Origin of the sequence: Synechococcus sp. RS9902 (assembly GCF_014279635.1) — a bacterium.
Taxonomy (GTDB): domain Bacteria; phylum Cyanobacteriota; class Cyanobacteriia; order PCC-6307; family Cyanobiaceae; genus Parasynechococcus.
In genome coordinates this window covers 1890789-1905595 of sequence record NZ_CP047949.1, presented here as the reverse complement: position 1 = coordinate 1905595, position 14807 = coordinate 1890789, and the positions used below count along the sequence as shown (strand labels likewise).

18 protein-coding genes are annotated in these 14807 nt (G+C 61.7%); 11 read left to right on the top strand and 7 right to left on the bottom strand.

Translation table 11 applies throughout. From position 1 onward, the window contains the following. Window position 1 precedes the first annotated feature (1 nt). Genes pgeF through SynRS9902_RS10475 form a run of 3 tightly spaced genes read right to left on the bottom strand, consistent with a single transcriptional unit; the run spans window position 2 to window position 2936 of the window. Window positions 2-796 carry a peptidoglycan editing factor PgeF gene (gene pgeF, locus SynRS9902_RS10485; RefSeq protein WP_186509073.1) on the bottom strand — a complete coding sequence of 265 codons (795 nt, stop codon included), beginning with the start codon at window positions 794-796 and terminating at the stop codon, window positions 2-4. 11 nt (window positions 797-807) lie between these two features. After that, window positions 808-1692: a Tab2/Atab2 family RNA-binding protein gene (locus SynRS9902_RS10480; RefSeq protein WP_186509072.1), complete on the bottom strand. Its 885-nt coding sequence runs from the start codon at window positions 1690-1692 to the stop codon at window positions 808-810. Beyond that, window positions 1689-2936 carry a S1 RNA-binding domain-containing protein gene (locus SynRS9902_RS10475; RefSeq protein WP_186510619.1) on the bottom strand — a complete coding sequence of 416 codons (1248 nt, stop codon included), beginning with the start codon at window positions 2934-2936 and terminating at the stop codon, window positions 1689-1691. The genes SynRS9902_RS10480 and SynRS9902_RS10475 overlap by 4 nt, the downstream gene beginning before the upstream one ends. A gap of 74 nt (window positions 2937-3010) precedes the next feature. Here SynRS9902_RS10475 and SynRS9902_RS10470 point away from each other — a divergent pair, with 74 nt between their 5' ends. The 6 genes from SynRS9902_RS10470 to folE all read left to right on the top strand — a co-directional run bounded on the left by SynRS9902_RS10470 (window position 3011) and on the right by folE (window position 8310). Then, a complete protein-coding gene (locus SynRS9902_RS10470) occupies window positions 3011-3853 on the top strand; it encodes a creatininase family protein (RefSeq protein WP_186509071.1) in 843 nt (280 codons plus the stop codon). Between the two features lie 76 nt (window positions 3854-3929). After that, window positions 3930-4649 (top strand): aldehyde oxygenase (deformylating), encoded by a 720-nt coding sequence (locus tag SynRS9902_RS10465; protein ID WP_114988527.1) that lies wholly within the window; start codon window positions 3930-3932, stop codon window positions 4647-4649. A gap of 114 nt (window positions 4650-4763) precedes the next feature. Next, complete coding sequence (locus tag SynRS9902_RS10460; RefSeq protein ID WP_186509070.1) at window positions 4764-5804, top strand: long-chain acyl-[acyl-carrier-protein] reductase; 1041 nt, start codon at window positions 4764-4766, stop codon at window positions 5802-5804. Window positions 5805-5823: 19 nt separating this feature from the next. After that, on the top strand, window positions 5824-6813 hold the full coding sequence (locus SynRS9902_RS10455) for an acetyl-CoA carboxylase carboxyltransferase subunit alpha (RefSeq protein ID WP_114988525.1): 990 nt from the start codon (window positions 5824-5826) through the stop codon (window positions 6811-6813). Between the two features lie 24 nt (window positions 6814-6837). Further along, entirely contained in the window at window positions 6838-7545 is a 708-nt protein-coding gene (locus SynRS9902_RS10450; RefSeq protein ID WP_186509069.1) for an SDR family oxidoreductase, read from the top strand. A 9-nt stretch (window positions 7546-7554) separates the two neighbouring features. Beyond that, complete coding sequence (gene folE, locus SynRS9902_RS10445) at window positions 7555-8310, top strand: GTP cyclohydrolase I (protein WP_186509068.1); 756 nt, start codon at window positions 7555-7557, stop codon at window positions 8308-8310. A 50-nt stretch (window positions 8311-8360) separates the two neighbouring features. Here folE and SynRS9902_RS10440 read toward each other — a convergent pair whose 3' ends face one another. Continuing rightward, window positions 8361-9035: a phosphoribosylanthranilate isomerase gene (locus tag SynRS9902_RS10440; protein WP_186509067.1), complete on the bottom strand. Its 675-nt coding sequence runs from the start codon at window positions 9033-9035 to the stop codon at window positions 8361-8363. 61 nt (window positions 9036-9096) lie between these two features. On the opposite strand from SynRS9902_RS10440, the gene SynRS9902_RS10435 reads away from it, so the two are divergent. Continuing rightward, window positions 9097-10347 carry a site-2 protease family protein gene (locus tag SynRS9902_RS10435; RefSeq protein ID WP_186510618.1) on the top strand — a complete coding sequence of 417 codons (1251 nt, stop codon included), beginning with the start codon at window positions 9097-9099 and terminating at the stop codon, window positions 10345-10347. Here the strand turns inward: SynRS9902_RS10435 and SynRS9902_RS10430 are convergent. After that, on the bottom strand, window positions 10305-11021 hold the full coding sequence (locus SynRS9902_RS10430; protein ID WP_186509066.1) for a lipoate--protein ligase family protein: 717 nt from the start codon (window positions 11019-11021) through the stop codon (window positions 10305-10307). The genes SynRS9902_RS10435 and SynRS9902_RS10430 overlap by 43 nt on opposite strands. A 27-nt stretch (window positions 11022-11048) precedes the next feature. Here SynRS9902_RS10430 and SynRS9902_RS10425 point away from each other — a divergent pair, with 27 nt between their 5' ends. After that, the gene (locus SynRS9902_RS10425; RefSeq protein ID WP_186509065.1) at window positions 11049-11816 is read left to right on the top strand and encodes a sulfite exporter TauE/SafE family protein; all 768 of its coding nucleotides are present in this window, start codon (window positions 11049-11051) and stop codon (window positions 11814-11816) included. Between the two features lie 4 nt (window positions 11817-11820). On the opposite strand, the gene SynRS9902_RS10420 is transcribed toward SynRS9902_RS10425, so the two are convergent. Beyond that, the gene (locus SynRS9902_RS10420) at window positions 11821-12291 is read right to left on the bottom strand and encodes a CRR6 family NdhI maturation factor (protein ID WP_186509064.1); all 471 of its coding nucleotides are present in this window, start codon (window positions 12289-12291) and stop codon (window positions 11821-11823) included. 83 nt (window positions 12292-12374) lie between these two features. Here SynRS9902_RS10420 and psaM point away from each other — a divergent pair, with 83 nt between their 5' ends. The 3 genes from psaM (at window position 12375) to SynRS9902_RS10405 (ending at window position 13944) form a co-directional block, all read left to right on the top strand. After that, window positions 12375-12479, top strand: a complete 105-nt coding sequence (gene psaM / locus SynRS9902_RS10415) for a photosystem I reaction center subunit XII (protein WP_025362433.1) — start codon at window positions 12375-12377, stop codon at window positions 12477-12479. Window positions 12480-12618: 139 nt separating this feature from the next. After that, entirely contained in the window at window positions 12619-12921 is a 303-nt protein-coding gene (locus tag SynRS9902_RS10410) for a hypothetical protein (RefSeq protein ID WP_114988519.1), read from the top strand. Window positions 12922-12990: 69 nt separating this feature from the next. Then, complete coding sequence (locus SynRS9902_RS10405; RefSeq protein WP_186509063.1) at window positions 12991-13944, top strand: protochlorophyllide reductase; 954 nt, start codon at window positions 12991-12993, stop codon at window positions 13942-13944. 6 nt (window positions 13945-13950) lie between these two features. On the opposite strand, the gene SynRS9902_RS10400 is transcribed toward SynRS9902_RS10405, so the two are convergent. Continuing rightward, window positions 13951-14775 carry a sulfotransferase domain-containing protein gene (locus tag SynRS9902_RS10400; RefSeq protein ID WP_186509062.1) on the bottom strand — a complete coding sequence of 275 codons (825 nt, stop codon included), beginning with the start codon at window positions 14773-14775 and terminating at the stop codon, window positions 13951-13953. Window positions 14776-14807 lie beyond the last annotated feature (32 nt).

Sequence of the window (14807 nt, the reverse complement as noted above, 5' to 3'; positions counted from 1 at the left end):
TTCAGCTGCAGACGGGGGCTTGCGCCACGATTCCGCTCCACTGAACGGCTTTCACCTGATCCCGTCGCCAGGAATGGAACAGCTCGGGCTCACTGACGGTGCACAGCGGGCAGTGGGCGATCCGTTCGCTGGCAATTCCTGCGCCCTGGAGCTGCACTCTGGCGGCGGTTCGAATGTCCAGGCGATGCCGCCCCGGTTGCTCATCCGGCAGCAGGGCCCCTGCATCGGACAGGGAAGCCTTGTTGGGGACCGCGGCGCTGACGGCCCTCACCACCTCATCGCCCACCTGGTAGCAGGGGCCGCTGACGGCCGGGCCCAGGGCAACCACCAGATCCTCCCGCCGGGCCCCCTGCTCCACCAACCGATCCAGGGCCGTGATCAGGATTCCAGCCGCCACCCCCCGCCAACCGGCATGACAGGCCGCGGCATGCCCGGTGCCGGGATCCGCGATCAGAACCGGTGTGCAGTCGGCACCGCACACCCAGAGGCTCTGGCCCCCGCGATCACTCACCAGGCCATCGGCCTCAGGCCAGGGATCCTGCGGGGCGTCGCTGGCGTTCAGAACGATTCCACTGTGGATCTGCTGGGGCCTGTGGACGCTGATGCCGGCGCTGACGTACCCCGCCAGTTCATCAGGACCACGGCCGTGCCAGAGCCGGGTGAAGAAGCCGTGCTCGAACCCCTGCTCATGCAGCAGATCGCTCTGGAGGTAATAGCCCCCGTAACAACCGATCCAGGTCCAGCCCTTCAACGTGTTGAAGCGGCTGTCTGGTCGATCAAACGGCCCGTCTTTCATCAGCCCTGCAATCAGGCCATGGGGATGTCCCGCAGCATCCAGAAGCCGCCGAAGGTCTGTTCTTCGGGGCTGGACTGGATGGCGATGAACTGAAGGCCGCGCACCTGCTGCTGCGAAGTGGCTAGGGCCTCGGAGATTTCAGCGGCGATGGCCGGCTCCAGGTCGCTCACCAACCAGCGGTCGTCCTGACCAGCCTCCAGCACCAGCTGGCGGTCTTCAACGATCATCCGCACCGGTTCCAGACCCCCCAACCAGCCCGCCATGGCGAGGGAGCGGCTCTGGCTGAACAGGCGCAGACCCGGCACAGAGGCCTCGGGGTCGATGCCATCGGGCACCGGCAGCAGTCCGCTGAAACTCATCGGCCATTCCGATGCCTCCAGCAGGAGGCTCGCCGGCAGGGCGGCCCAGCTCCAGGCGTCGCCTTGAACTTCCTCCGGCAGGGGCACTGGAGGGGTTGGAACAGGCGCCGGCGGTGGTGCCAGTGGGCCGGCCATGAAGCCCTCCTCCTCGGGATACACCTCCCTTTCGCGCTGCTGAAGCCAGTCGAGCAGGGCGAAGGTGCGGCGACTGGGAATCACCTCGAGGTCTTGTTCGGCTGCGGCGCGCTGCACCATGGTGCGCATCGAACTGCGCCAGCAGCGCAGGCGGACGGGCGAACCCCAGCCCCCGCTTGCGGATGCCTGTTTGGCTTCAGCCAGGGCTTGGCTCAACCAGAGCGAGTTCACCTCACCAGAGGGGCACACCTTGGCGAAGCGAAATGGCTCTGCATCCCCAGTTGCAGCGGGGGTGGAGGTGATCAGCAGTTCCCAACGCTTGCGGCCATCGGCCTCAAGGATGGGTCGGGAGTAGAAGTCGAGTTCCCAGTCTTCGGCGGCTGTCAGGGCAGCAGTGCTCATCCGGCCGATTGCTCCTGCTGTTTCAGGGTGTTCTGGGCGCGGCTGGCGCGATCGGCGGCTTCAGCCATCACTTTGTCTTTTTCGATCAGCAGCTCTCCAGGAGGCCCCTCCAGCAGGGCTGTGTTGAGGCCGATCCGTCCGCGGCCCGGGTCCAGTTCCGTGATCAGGGCCGAAACGCGGTCGCCCTGGTCGAACACCTCACGGATCGAGCGCAGGCTGCCATTGGTGATGGCTGATTGGTGCAGCAGTCCGCTGATGCCACCAAGGTCGATGAAAAGGCCGTAGGGCTTCACCGCAGCAACCTGACCTTCCACCAATTGGCCCACTTCCAGATCTTGGAAGCGTTCGGCCACGGCGGCTCGTTTTTCGGACAGCACCAGCTTGCGGGTCTCCGAATTCACCTCGATGAAGGCCACGCCCAGGGTCTTGCCCACGAGCTCCTGGTGGTTTTCACCGTTTTGGAGTTGAGAGCGGGGAATGAAGCCGCGCAGCCCTTCGAGATCGCAGGTGACACCGCCGCGGTTGAAGCCATTGACGATGACTTGAACCACTTTCCCCTGTTTCTCCAGTTCCTTCACCCGGTCCCAGCTCTTGCGCAGCTCAAGGGCGCGACAGCTGATCGTGACCATCCCATCAGCGTTCTGCTCACGGGTCACCAGAACTTCAACCTCTAGGCCCTTGGGGAAGCGCTCTCGGAAGTTGGTCACCACGCCCAGGCCCGCTTCGCTCTTGGGCATGTAGCCGGGGGCTTTACCGCCGATATCCACGTACACGCCATCGCTTTCGATGCCGATCACCGTGCCCTTGATTACCTCACCGGTGGTGCCCACCGGAGCGTTCTCGTCCAGGGCGGCGAGGAAGGCTTCTTCATCGAAATCGAAGTCGTCCACGCTGCGCGGCTGATTGCGCTGCTCCTTCTTGGGTTGTTGATCCGGCGCGCCCATTAGGTCGGCCATGGTCATGCCTTCCATGCCGCCCATGTCGAACAGAGCGTCGTCATCCGTGCCTGGAGACGAGGTGGGGGCCTGCTGGACCGGTCGCGGCGGGGTGGCGAGACCCGCCCGTTCCTCAAGGATGCGTGCCTTTTCCGCTGCAGCCTCTGCTGCTGCCCGTGCTTCAGCCGCTTCACGAGCCAGCTTTTCCTGCTCTTCGCGGCGGTTGATCTGCATCACCTGCAGCGGTTTCGTCGCTGCCGGCTTGGGTGCCTTGGGGCGGTTGGGCTGCGGACTGCCGGCTGCGGGCATGGACCATTGGGCTTGTCGATCGCTCATTTTGACAGGCTGGGTTGGGATCAGCACCCCCGTGCCTGTGCAACGCCATGGACCAGCTCCGCAAGCGATTTGATCAGCTGACCTGGCCCGAGGCCAGCTGTGCTGCCAGCCAACCTGGTGCCACGGTGATCTGGCCCTTCGGAGCCTGTGAGCAACACGGCCCACAACTGCCGCTTTCGACGGACGCTGTTTTTGCTGAGGGAATCCTCGATTCCGTGTTGCGCGGGCTTGAGCCAGCTCTGCCGATTTGGCGACTGCCGTGTCAGGCCATCGGCTTCTCGCCTGAGCACCAGAACTTTCCCGGCACCCTCAGCCTTTCAGCTCCTCTGCTTCTGGATCTGGTCGACCAGGTTGGCATGCAGCTGGCGGCGATGGGGGTGCAGCGCCTGGTTCTGTTCAACGCCCATGGCGGCCAGATCGGTTTGCTGCATGTGGCAGCCCGACAGCTGCGCGCTCGCTGCCCGTCGTTGGCTGTTCTGCCTTGCTTCCTCTGGAGTGGTGTGGAGGGGCTGGCGGATCTGTTGCCTGAGCAGGAGTTGGCCCATGGACTTCATGCCGGCCAAGCCGAAACCAGCTTGATGCTGCAGATGGCCCCAGAGCTGGTTGGATCTGCCCGCCCTGTGGATGGACGTCCATCACCGGGATCCGCGCAGGATCCTCCAGCGGGCTGGAGTCTCGAGGGGTCGGCGCCCTGCGCTTGGCTTACCGACGACCTCAGCGCGACGGGAGTGATCGGTGATGCGCGCCAGGCCTCCGCTGATCTGGGACTTTGCCTGCAAGATCGCTTGATCAACCACTGGCAGGAGCGTTTTCAAGCCCTTCTGGCCAGTGACTGGCCACCCACGCAAAGTCTTCTCTCCCAACCGTCCAACATCACGACCAAGTCCTGAACCTTGGACGCATGTGTCCCCAACTATTGGGGCACTGGTTATTGTCGGTCCCACTGAATGTGGTGGACAGCGTCCTATGACGACCCTCAATGCACCTGAAGCACCCGTGCTGGAGGGCCAGGACGCACTGCCTGATTTCACAACCGAGGCCTACAAAGACGCCTACAGCCGGATCAACGCGATCGTGATCGAGGGCGAACAGGAAGCCCACGACAACTACATCTCCCTGGGCACGCTGATCCCGGAGCAGGCCGAAGAGCTCAAGCGTCTGGCGCGGATGGAAATGAAGCACATGAAGGGCTTCACCTCCTGCGGGCGCAACCTCGGGGTTGAAGCCGATCTTCCCTTCGCCAAGAAGTTTTTCGAACCCCTTCACGGCAATTTTCAGGCCGCTCTCAAGGAGGGCAAGGTGGTCACCTGCCTGCTGATTCAGGCCCTGCTGATCGAAGCATTCGCCATCTCGGCCTATCACATCTATATCCCTGTGGCCGATCCCTTCGCTCGCAAAATCACTGAGGGTGTGGTGAAGGACGAATACACCCACCTCAACTACGGCCAGGAATGGCTGAAGGCCAATTTCGAGGCCAGCAAGGACGAACTGTTCGAGGCCAACAAAGCCAACCTTCCCCTCATCCGCTCGATGCTGGAAGACGTGGCAGCTGATGCTGCTGTCCTTCACATGGAGAAGGAAGACCTGATCGAAGACTTCCTGATCGCTTACCAGGAAGCTTTGGGTGAAATCGGTTTCACCTCCCGCGACATCGCCCGCATGGCCGCAGCAGCGCTTGCTGTTTGACCCGTTTCAGGTCTTGATCCAACGCCGGTTTATCGACAGGCACGTTGCTGTCGATACCGGTTGCCATGGGAGCATGGGTGTTCGAGGTGTTCTTTGAGACGTCAGCAGTAAGACATGTTTGGTCTGATCGGACATTCAACGAGTTTTGAGGCTGCTCGCCGCAAGGCGATGGAACTCGGGTTCGATCACATCGCCGACGGTGATCTGGATGTGTGGTGCAGTGCACCTCCGCAGCTCGTTGAGCACGTGGAAGTCACCAGTCCCGTGGGCACGACCATCGAGGGTGCCTACATCGACTCCTGCTTCGTTCCCGAGATGCTGAGCCGCTTCAAGACGGCCCGGCGCAAGGTGCTCAACGCCATGGAACTCGCCCAGAAGAAGGGCATCAACATCACTGCCCTGGGTGGCTTCACCTCGATCATTTTCGAGAACTTCAACCTGCTTCAGCACCAGACGGTGCGGAGCACCACCCTGGATTGGCAGCGGTTCACCACCGGAAACACCCACACGGCCTGGGTGATCTGCCGTCAGGTGGAGAACAACGCTCCAAGTCTCGGGATCGATCTCAGCAAAGCAAAGATCGCCGTCGTTGGTGCCACTGGTGATATCGGCTCAGCCGTCTGCCGTTGGCTGCAGGCACGCACCGGAGTTGGTGAGCTCCTGCTGGTGGCGCGTCAGCAGCAACCGCTGCTTGATCTTCAGCAGGAACTGGGCGGTGGCCGGATTCTGTCGCTCGATGAGGCCCTGCCTGAGGCCGACGTGGTCGTCTGGGTGGCAAGCATGCCCCGCACCCTTGAGATCGATCAAGACAGCCTCAAGAAGCCCTGTCTGATGATTGATGGGGGCTACCCCAAGAACCTTGATACGAAGGTCGCCGGTGGTGGCATCCACGTTCTCAAGGGTGGAATCGTTGAGTTCTGCCGCGACATCGGCTGGTCGATGATGGCCATCGCCGAGATGGAGCGGCCGCAGCGCCAGATGTTTGCCTGCTTTGCCGAAGCCATGCTGCTCGAGTTTGAGCGCTGCCACACCAACTTCAGCTGGGGGCGCAACAACATCACCCTGGAGAAGATGGATTTCATCGGCGCGGCATCGGTGCGCCATGGGTTCAGCACCTTGAACCTTCAACCCAACCTGCAGGCCACTGCTGCCTGACCTTCGAAGAGCCAGAGCCATGCCCCGTCGCCCCCTGCTTGAGTTCGAAAAACCGCTCGTCGAGCTGGAGCAGCAGATTGAGCAGATCCGTCAGCTGGCCAGAGATTCGGAAGTCGACGTCTCGCAGCAGCTTCAGCAACTGGAAAGCCTCGCGGCCCGACGGCGTCAGGAGATCTTTCAGGGGCTGACTCCCGCTCAGAAAATTCAGGTCGCCCGTCATCCGCAGCGTCCGAGCACGCTGGATTTCATCCAGATGTTCTGCGACGACTGGGTTGAGCTGCACGGCGATCGTCGCGGTAACGACGACCAGGCCTTGATCGGTGGTGTCGGCCGTGTGGGCGATCGCCCCGTGATGTTGATCGGCCATCAGAAGGGCCGCGACACCAAGGAGAACGTCGCCCGCAATTTCGGGATGGCGGCTCCGGGTGGATACCGCAAAGCCATGCGGTTGATGGATCATGCCGATCGCTTCCGCCTGCCGATTCTCACGTTCATCGATACCCCTGGGGCCTATGCCGGCCTTGAGGCCGAAGAGCAGGGTCAGGGTGAAGCGATCGCCGTCAACCTGCGGGAGATGTTCCGCTTGCGCGTTCCGGTGATTGCCACCGTGATCGGTGAAGGCGGATCCGGTGGTGCCTTGGGCATCGGGGTGGCCGATCGCTTGCTGATGTTCGAGCACAGCGTTTACACGGTGGCCAGCCCTGAGGCCTGCGCCTCCATCCTGTGGCGTGATGCGGCTAAAGCGCCTGATGCGGCGGCAGCCTTGAGGATCACCGGCCGGGACCTGCTGGAGCTTGGGGTGGTGGATGAGGTGCTTGAGGAGCCCTCCGGCGGTAACAACTGGGCACCATTGGAGGCCGGAGAAAACCTGCGTGCCGCAATCGAGCGTCACCTCGACCAACTGCTGAGCCTTTCGGAACAGCAACTGCGCGAGGCCCGTTACTCGAAATTCAGGGCTATGGGACGGTTTCTCGAAAAAACGTCACAGGATGTCGACAAAGCCGCTTAAAGTGTCGCGGTTTGCTAACGGTTTTTGCCAACGGCTCTAATCACAGGTGCGAGCCGAGGCATAGGTCGCCGAACTGCTGAGCTTCTGGCTCATCAAGGATGGGATTTGCTGCTCACCGCCCGCAGCGCTGATCAACTGGAGCAGCTGAGTGCTCAGCTCAGCACCAAAGGTGTTTCTGTGGCCTCTGCCGCCATCGACCTGACGCAACCCGATGGCATCGCAGCTGCGATGGCTGGCTTGTTGCAGCAGGGTGAGACCCCTTCCGTGTTGATCAACAACGCGGGTGCGGCCTACACCGGCGATCTATTGGCCATGCCGATTGAGCGTTGGCAATGGCTGCTACAGCTGAATGTCACCAGCGTGATGCAGGTTTGTTCTGCTGTTGTTCCCGCTATGCGTGAGAACGGCGGACTGGTGATCAACATCAGCAGCCACGCCGCCCGTAATGCATTCCCTCAATGGGGGGCGTATTGCGTCAGTAAAGCTGCCTTGGCCAGCTTCACCCGCTGCCTGGCGGAAGAGGAACGGAGCAATGGCATTCGTGCCTGCACCCTCACTCTTGGGGCCGTGAACACACCACTGTGGGACGCGGAAACCGTACAAAGCGATTTCGATCGTCGTGCCATGCTCTCTGTCGATCAGGCGGCAGAAACACTGGCGAATCTGGCGTTGCAACCCAGCAACCAGTTGATCGAAGACCTCACCCTTATGCCGGCCGCCGGCGCCTTCTGAACGAACACCATGACCTCCACAGTCCCTTTCGTTTCCAACGGCGTCGCCAACGGCAACGGCAATGGCAATGGCAGCTTGAATCCCCAGATTTCTGCGCGCATCCGTGAGCGTCTGAGGGAAGCGGGTGCTTCCTTCCTGGCGAACGACAACATCGCTGATCACCTCCAGCCGGGTGAGCTGGATCAGCTTCAGGTTGAAGTTGCAGACAAGGTTCGCGATCTGCTGCGCAGCCTGGTGATCGATATCGATAACGACCACAACACCCATGAGACGGCGGAGCGCGTCGCCAAGATGTACCTCCAGGAGGTGTTCAAGGGGCGCTACCACCAGCAGCCCAAGGTGGCCAGCTTCCCCAATGTGAAACAGCTGGATGAGATCTACACCGTTGGCCCGATCACGGTTCGTTCCGCCTGTTCACACCACCTGGTGCCGATCATGGGCAACTGCTGGATCGGGATCAAACCTGGTGCCCGGGTGATCGGTCTTTCCAAATTCACCCGCGTGGCTGATTGGGTCTTCTCCCGCCCTCACATTCAGGAAGAGGCTGTGATGATCCTTGCCGACGAAATCGAGAAGCTCTGTGAGCCCCAGGGTCTCGGCATCATCATTAAGGCGCAGCACTACTGCATGAAGTGGCGTGGCGTTAAAGAGCCCCAAACCAGCATGGTGAACTCCGTGGTGCGCGGCGATTTCCGCCACGATCCCAGCCTCAAGCAGGAGTTCTTCGAGCTCGTGCGTCAGCAGGAAGCGCTTCTCAGCACCTGATCAGCCGAGATTCAACGCTGTTTCACGGCCCAGAGTTCACAGTCTCGACTTCACGGCCTCGACTTCACAGCCTCGACAAGGGCTTGCACCTTGTCGAGGTTTTTCCATCCCGGTCGTTCCTCCAGCCGGCTGGAGGCATCGAGCCCCTTAGGCGTGACGCGACTGAGCAGTTCTGGAACCCACTCCGCACTCACTCCCCCTGCCAGCCACCACGGCACCGACAGCTCGGTTTCGGCCAGCCAATCAAGGGGGATCCGGTGCCCGGTGCCGCCCAGTTGATCGGCGCTCCAGGCATCGAGCAGCAGAGCATCCACATGGGGCGCGTACTGCTCGAGCTGCTTGAGATCGTCGGGTTCACGCACCCGCAACGCTTTCCACCACTGCTGCCCGGGGTAGCGCTGTTTCAAGCGTTGGCAGCGTTCGTCTGACTCGCTGCCATGCAGCTGCACCACGGAGGGCTGCCCAGCACCGTTGAGCGCTTCTTCGAGAGCGGCATCGTCGGGATCGGCCACCACCCAAACGCGATGCAGCTGGGGGTGCTGTTGTTCCAGCAGCTGGAACAAGGCCCTGCGCTGGGCTGGTTCCACAAAGCGCGGGGTGGCGGGAACGCCGATTACGCCAATCGCCTGCACCCCCATCCGTGCGATGGCTTGAGCCTGCTCGGGGTCGGTGATCCCACAGATCTTGAGGTCTGGAGTGGGGTGGGGATCACGCAAGGGCCGCATGGGTGCTCTCCCTAGGATCGTGGATGACAGTCCGCAGCAGCGGCACACGACGGGATTGGCGGTGGGAGAGGGCTGGCAGGTGCTCAAGATTGGCGGAATTCCCCTGCGGCTCCAGCCCAGCTGGTTGTTTGCCGTGGCGATCTTCACCACGTTGTTTCAGTCCCGCTACGCGTCCACGGCCTCGGTAACGGCGAGTTGGGGGCTGGGGTTGCTGACCACCTTGTTGCTGTTCAGCTCCGTGCTGCTGCATGAACTGGGCCATGCCCTGATGGCCCTTCGGGAAGGAGTGAAAGTGTTGAGCATCACCCTGTTTCATCTGGGCGGCATCGCGCGGGTGGAGAAGGAATGCCCCACCGCCATGGGCAATCTGCGCATCGCGGCGGCTGGCCCGATCGTGAGTTTGGTGTTGGCCTTCGGGATGTTGGCGGGGGCCGCAGCGCTATCCGACACCCAGCCCTTGGCCACACAGTTGTTGAGCCAGGTGGGCTTGCTCAACTTGATGCTCGGCTTGTTCAATCTCTTGCCGGGCCTGCCCCTCGATGGCGGGCTGATCCTCAAATCCTTGGTCTGGCAGCTGAGCGGCAGTCAGCAGAAGGGCGTTCAGGTGGCTTCGGCGTCTGGACGAGCTTTGTCGATGCTGATGATCCTGTTGGGTGGTGTTCTGCTCTGGCAGGGCTGGGGGCTCAACGGGATTCTCTTGATGTTGATTGGGTGGTTCGGCCTGAGTGCCAACCGCAGTCAGACGCAGATGCTGCAGTTGCAGACGGTGCTGCGGGAGTTGAAGGTGGAGGCTGCGGCCGGCAAACGTTTCCGCGTTCTGGAGGCGGATCAGACCTTGCGGCGCCTCAGTCAGCTGCGGCTGACCGCCAGCGAGGAGGAGGGACCTGCTGATTGGGTGCTCGTCTGCAAAAGCGGCCGTTGGGTGGGTTGGATTGACGATCAACCCCTGAAATTGCTGCCGGTGCAGCAATGGGACCAACAGCGCCTCGAGGATCATCTGCGCCCCCTCACTGAACTGCCGTCCATCGCCAGTTCAGCCCCCCTAGTGGAGGCGGTGCCGGCCCTGGAGGCGGCCTCCCAGGGCCGACTGTTGGTGATGAGTGCTGCGGGCCTTCCTTCCGGCACCCTTGATCGCATGGATGTGGGCGATGCGGTGCTGAAGCGGCTCGGGGTGACCCTGCCCCCCGCGATCCTCGATGAGGCGCGCAAGCGCAATGGATACCCCCTGGGTTTGGCGATGCTTCCCCAGATGGTGCAGTCGATGCAGGCTCAGAGCGCAGAGCCGGACGCCAGCTCGACCTCGAACTCCTGAACTTCCTCAGCCTTCAGAGGCTGCATCTGCCACGGGCAATGGCTCCAGGATTGAACCAGGCTCTGGCGCAGTCGCTGATCCAGCTCCAGGCGGTTGATCCATGCTGGAGCCGCCGCTGGAGCCGCTTCCTCAAACACCTCCTCCCAGAGCTCAGCAGGGGGATCCAGCAGGATTTCACCGTGTTGAAGCAGGCGACCGTTCTGCCAGCGCTGGGCGCTACCGACCCGTTTGACGCCGCATGGATCCACCAGGTCGGCCACCGTTGCCGAGGCGAAACAGTTGTTGGCTTCAGCACCCGCCGGATCGGAACCGAAGTGCAGCGGTAGCCCGAGATCCTGGAAGCCATCGATCAACCACTGGCAGGCCTGGCGGTAGGCCTCCTGGCGTCGCCGGGGTGCATCCGGCCAGATCAAGGCATAGGTGAGACCGCCGGCATGAAGCACGGCCCGACCTCCGCTGGGGCGTTGCACCAGGCTGATGCGGCCGCGGCGGGCCAGCTCATTCCAGTGTTCAGGCCGGTGGCGTTGATGGCGTCCCAGCGAGAGCCAGGGCCCATCCCAGCGGTAAAAACGCAGAACCGGACCGTTGCTGCGCTTCAGAAGCCAGGCATCCAAAGCCATCTGGGTGTGTCCATCCGCTTGCTGGGTGGGGAGCAGACGCCCGGTTGCGGGCATGCTGGAGGGAAGCATTGATCGCACGCCATGGTGCCCTGGTGGGATGTGCCGATCCTGATCGCCCTGGGCCTGCTGGCGGGGGGCTTGGCCGGGTTGTTGGGGATCGGCGGCGGCTTGATCTTTGCCCCGCTCCTGCTCTGGCTTGATCTCCCGCCCCATCAGGCCCTGGCCACCAGCAGTTTCGCCATTGTGCCCACGGCTTTGGCGGGCACCATCAGCCATCTGCGCCAGGGGCGGCTGCCGACCCGGCCAGGACTCGCCATCGGCTTGGCGGCCTTTGGCTCGGCACTGCTGTTCGGTGGTTTGGCCGGTTTGGCAGCGGGCTGGATTCTGCTGGCGATGCAGACGCTGATGTACATCGTGCTGGCGTTCTGCGTTCGCGAACGGCCCGAGGCGGATGCCAATGATGACGTTGATGACGGCAGCGCTCCGCAGTTGGCTGGTGTGGGCTGCATCGCCGGCTGGACCGCTGGCATGTTGGGCCTGGGCGGGGGGCTGGTGATGGTGCCCCTGATGAGCGGTCCGATGTCTGTGCCGATTCATCAGGCCGTGCGGCTCAGCACGGTGGCGGTGCTTTGCTCGGCCAGCGCAGCATCTCTCCAGTTCCTGCATGAAGGACGCGGGGTTCCTCTGATGGGCCTGCTGCTGGGGGCGGTGGCGGCGATCGCTGCGCAGTGGACGGCCAGCCGTCTCGATCAGTTTGATGCGGCCCTGCTGGTGCGCTTTCTGCGGGGGCTCGCCATCATCCTGGCGATCGACAGCTCCAGGAGGGCCCTGCAGCTTTGGCTGGGCTGACTGGTCAGCCCAACAGGTTCCAAAAACCCGCATCCAGCTCATAGCCCAGGGCTGCGGCCATCTGGGAGAGGTTGCCCCGCATCGGGCGTCCGAGCTCTCGCTGGCAGAGGTCGTCCAACAGCATCAATCGATGCGTCACCCAGAGTTCCAAGGCTTCCGGGTCAAAACGCAGCCCTTCGCTGCGGCTGAAGCTGTGGGGCACCACCAGGGCCACATGGCGAATCAGGCTGCCCTGGTCGCGTTCAAGCAAGAGCGGCAGCCAGGGGTAGCGCGCATCGGCCCGCAGGGCCCAGAGCCGAGGCTCGGGGCATTCCGGCAGTTCACGTGGGTCATCCTGCGCCCGGGGCCAATCGAAACGAAGCTCGAGCACTGGCCCCTGGCTGAGCAGTGCATCCAGCGGCTGAGTGCTCCAGATCTCCAGCGGCCGTAGATCCAAGGCGCGGATAGTAGGGGCATCGATCAGAACCGGATCCATGGGCTGGTGTGACAGGCCTTTGCGAATGATGGCCTGCAGCCCTTCCCTCAGAGAAGAATGGGACCGTTTGATGCATGGCTCCCATGGAAACCGTTCTGTCTGCACCTGAGGTGTTCATTGCCCTCGTGGTGGCTGCCCATGCTGCTGTTCTTGCTCTGCGTCTCTCCATCAGCCTTTACGAGGCCTGATTTCAAAGGCAGCCCAGATCAACGGGCGTAGAGCTGGTCTTGGCACTGCGAACGGATTGCGTTACAAGCGGATGTTCGTGCTGATGCGGTGACCGCCAGTCAGGTTCAAAGATCAGCTCCCCGCACGGATGCAGCCAGCATGGCTGCGGCGATTCAGCGGCAGACCGACCAACAGGAACTGCAGTGCAGCCTTCTCGCCTTGGCGGCCAAGGCTGGGCTTGTTCTGTTGGGCGCTGTGAGCTTGATCCGTCTGTCCGTGGCCTATCAGGAACGCATGGATCGCCACAGTGAAATCGCGGCGGTCGTGTCGATTGAGTCGGCGAAATTGGAAACGCTGCAACATCGTTTTGATCGTCTGTTCAGCATCGGTGGAGAGAAGCGTCTGATCAGCGAGCAGGATCAGTGGATCGCCCCCAACCGTCTGCGCGTGATCTGGCGCTGAGATTCGTGACCAGCGGCGTTGGGATTGAGTGCTGACCGGCAGACTGGCACCCTTCCTGGCCCTGTCTTGATGTCCACACCCGGCACCGTTCTGATCACCGGCACCACCTCCGGTGTTGGCCTGAATGCCACCTGCGCCTTGGTGAATCGGGGTTGGACGGTGATCACGGCGAACCGCAGCCCGCAGCGGGCCGCGGCGGCTGCCGACGAGTTGGACCTTCCCAAAGAGCGGCTGAAGCACGTTTTGATGGATCTGGGTGATCTCGACAGTGTGCGCAGGGCGGTGGATTCACTGCCGGAGCGATTGGATGCTGTGGTCTGCAATGCAGCCGTGTACAAGCCGAAGCTGAAGCAGCCGGAGCGTTCGCCCCAGGGCTACGAGATCTCAATGGCCACCAACCACTTCGGCCATTTCCTGTTGGTCCAGCTGCTGTTGGATCGTCTCAAGGCGTCCAGCCACCCCTCCAAGCGGGTGGTAATCCTGGGCACCGTGACGGCCAATTCCAAGGAATTGGGGGGCAAGATCCCGATCCCTGCGCCGGCTGATCTGGGGGACCTTTCCGGCTTTGAAGCCGGGTTCAAAGACCCCGTTGCCATGGCCAGCGGTAAGGCTTTCAAGCCCGGCAAGGCCTACAAAGACAGCAAGCTCTGCAACATGATCACCACCCAGGAGCTGCATCGCCGTCTTCACGGGGACACGGGGATCACCTTCACGTCGCTCTACCCGGGCTGTGTGGCGGACACACCGTTGTTCCGCAACACCCCCAAGGCCTTCCAGACGATCTTCCCCTGGTTTCAGAAAAACATCACCGGCGGCTACGTCTCCCAGGCCCTGGCGGGGGAACGGGTGGCTGATGTGGTGGCCAATCCCGACTTCGCCGAATCCGGGGTGCACTGGAGCTGGGGCAACCGCCAGAAGAAGGATGGTCAGCAGTTCAGCCAGGAACTCTCCGACAAGGCCACTGATCCAGAAACAGCCCGCCGGGTGTGGGAGCTCTCCATGGCCTTGGTGGGCCTGGGTTAAACCGTCTCAGTGCGGCATCTCCGTCCACCGGCGAGGAACCGCAATCCCGCGAATCTGCAAGCCATTCAGCTCACGCGCGACGATCGGAGCACAGTGCTGTCGGAACACAGCAGGAGGAGCTTGGGCCGCCGTTGTGTTGATCCGGCGGTTGAGGTTGTTGTGACTGGAGTGGTCTCGAGCGGGGATCTTGAGGAACTTTTCGACGCTGGCCAGCAACGCTTCGGGCTGATCTTGGATGTCGTCAAAAAGTAATGCTTTGACATTCTGGTGACCCAGTCCTTCACAAACAGCGTCAAGATTGCTGCAGTATTGGCTGTGCACATTCACGTCAGGATCGTTCAAAAAATGCTCGATCTCTTTTTCAAAGTCTGATGGGTTGATGTTCTCGTGTGATTGGCCCGAGAATTTGTATTGACTCCAGAGTCGTTCACAGGGTTCTCGTAGGATGTATATGGCTTTAGTTTCTTTGCTGACGTCTGATCGAAGCCGTTTCCAGCCCTCAGCATCAATCAGAGCTGACAGATTGCTAAAATCTGCATTCCAACCAGGCCGCCCTTGGCTGCTACGGAAGAGATTCTTATACCAGTCTAGAGACAGAGTACCATTCAGATATTGATCGTTGTACCAGGAACGAATGAGCTCCTGGCGTTCGGACCTGAGGTTGCCAATGTTGCTCAGTCGTGTCTGAGCTCGATGCTGCCGATGGTCTTCAGTAAGATGTTTTTTATTGAGGTAATAGTGGGCCAGAAAATGGATTTCTTTTTCAGGAGTGAAATGAATCTGTGGATGCCGTTCCAGCAGTGAATAGAGCCAGGTGGTGCCGGCCTTCATTGCTCCAATACTTAAAAATAGTTTCTCCATTC

Bases quoted from the DNA above. Each gene is read 5' to 3' on its own strand.
- SynRS9902_RS10425 (WP_186509065.1), top strand. From the start codon at position 11,049: ATGGTGCCCTGGTGGGATGTGCCGATCCTGATCGCCCTGGGCCTGCTG.
- SynRS9902_RS10410 (WP_114988519.1), top strand. From the start codon at position 12,619: ATGGCTGCGGCGATTCAGCGGCAGACCGACCAACAGGAACTGCAGTGC.
- SynRS9902_RS10460 (WP_186509070.1), top strand. From the start codon at position 4,764: ATGTTTGGTCTGATCGGACATTCAACGAGTTTTGAGGCTGCTCGCCGC.
- SynRS9902_RS10405 (WP_186509063.1), top strand. From the start codon at position 12,991: ATGTCCACACCCGGCACCGTTCTGATCACCGGCACCACCTCCGGTGTT.
- SynRS9902_RS10430 (WP_186509066.1), bottom strand. From the start codon at position 11,021: ATGCCCGCAACCGGGCGTCTGCTCCCCACCCAGCAAGCGGATGGACAC.
- SynRS9902_RS10470 (WP_186509071.1), top strand. From the start codon at position 3,011: ATGGACCAGCTCCGCAAGCGATTTGATCAGCTGACCTGGCCCGAGGCC.
- psaM (WP_025362433.1), top strand. From the start codon at position 12,375: ATGGAAACCGTTCTGTCTGCACCTGAGGTGTTCATTGCCCTCGTGGTG.
- SynRS9902_RS10400 (WP_186509062.1), bottom strand. From the start codon at position 14,775: ATGAAGGCCGGCACCACCTGGCTCTATTCACTGCTGGAACGGCATCCA.
- SynRS9902_RS10475 (WP_186510619.1), bottom strand. From the start codon at position 2,936: ATGCCCGCAGCCGGCAGTCCGCAGCCCAACCGCCCCAAGGCACCCAAG.
- pgeF (WP_186509073.1), bottom strand. From the start codon at position 796: ATGAAAGACGGGCCGTTTGATCGACCAGACAGCCGCTTCAACACGTTG.
- SynRS9902_RS10440 (WP_186509067.1), bottom strand. From the start codon at position 9,035: ATGCGGCCCTTGCGTGATCCCCACCCCACTCCAGACCTCAAGATCTGT.
- SynRS9902_RS10480 (WP_186509072.1), bottom strand. From the start codon at position 1,692: ATGAGCACTGCTGCCCTGACAGCCGCCGAAGACTGGGAACTCGACTTC.
- SynRS9902_RS10465 (WP_114988527.1), top strand. From the start codon at position 3,930: ATGACGACCCTCAATGCACCTGAAGCACCCGTGCTGGAGGGCCAGGAC.
- folE (WP_186509068.1), top strand. From the start codon at position 7,555: ATGACCTCCACAGTCCCTTTCGTTTCCAACGGCGTCGCCAACGGCAAC.
- SynRS9902_RS10420 (WP_186509064.1), bottom strand. From the start codon at position 12,291: ATGGATCCGGTTCTGATCGATGCCCCTACTATCCGCGCCTTGGATCTA.
- SynRS9902_RS10455 (WP_114988525.1), top strand. From the start codon at position 5,824: ATGCCCCGTCGCCCCCTGCTTGAGTTCGAAAAACCGCTCGTCGAGCTG.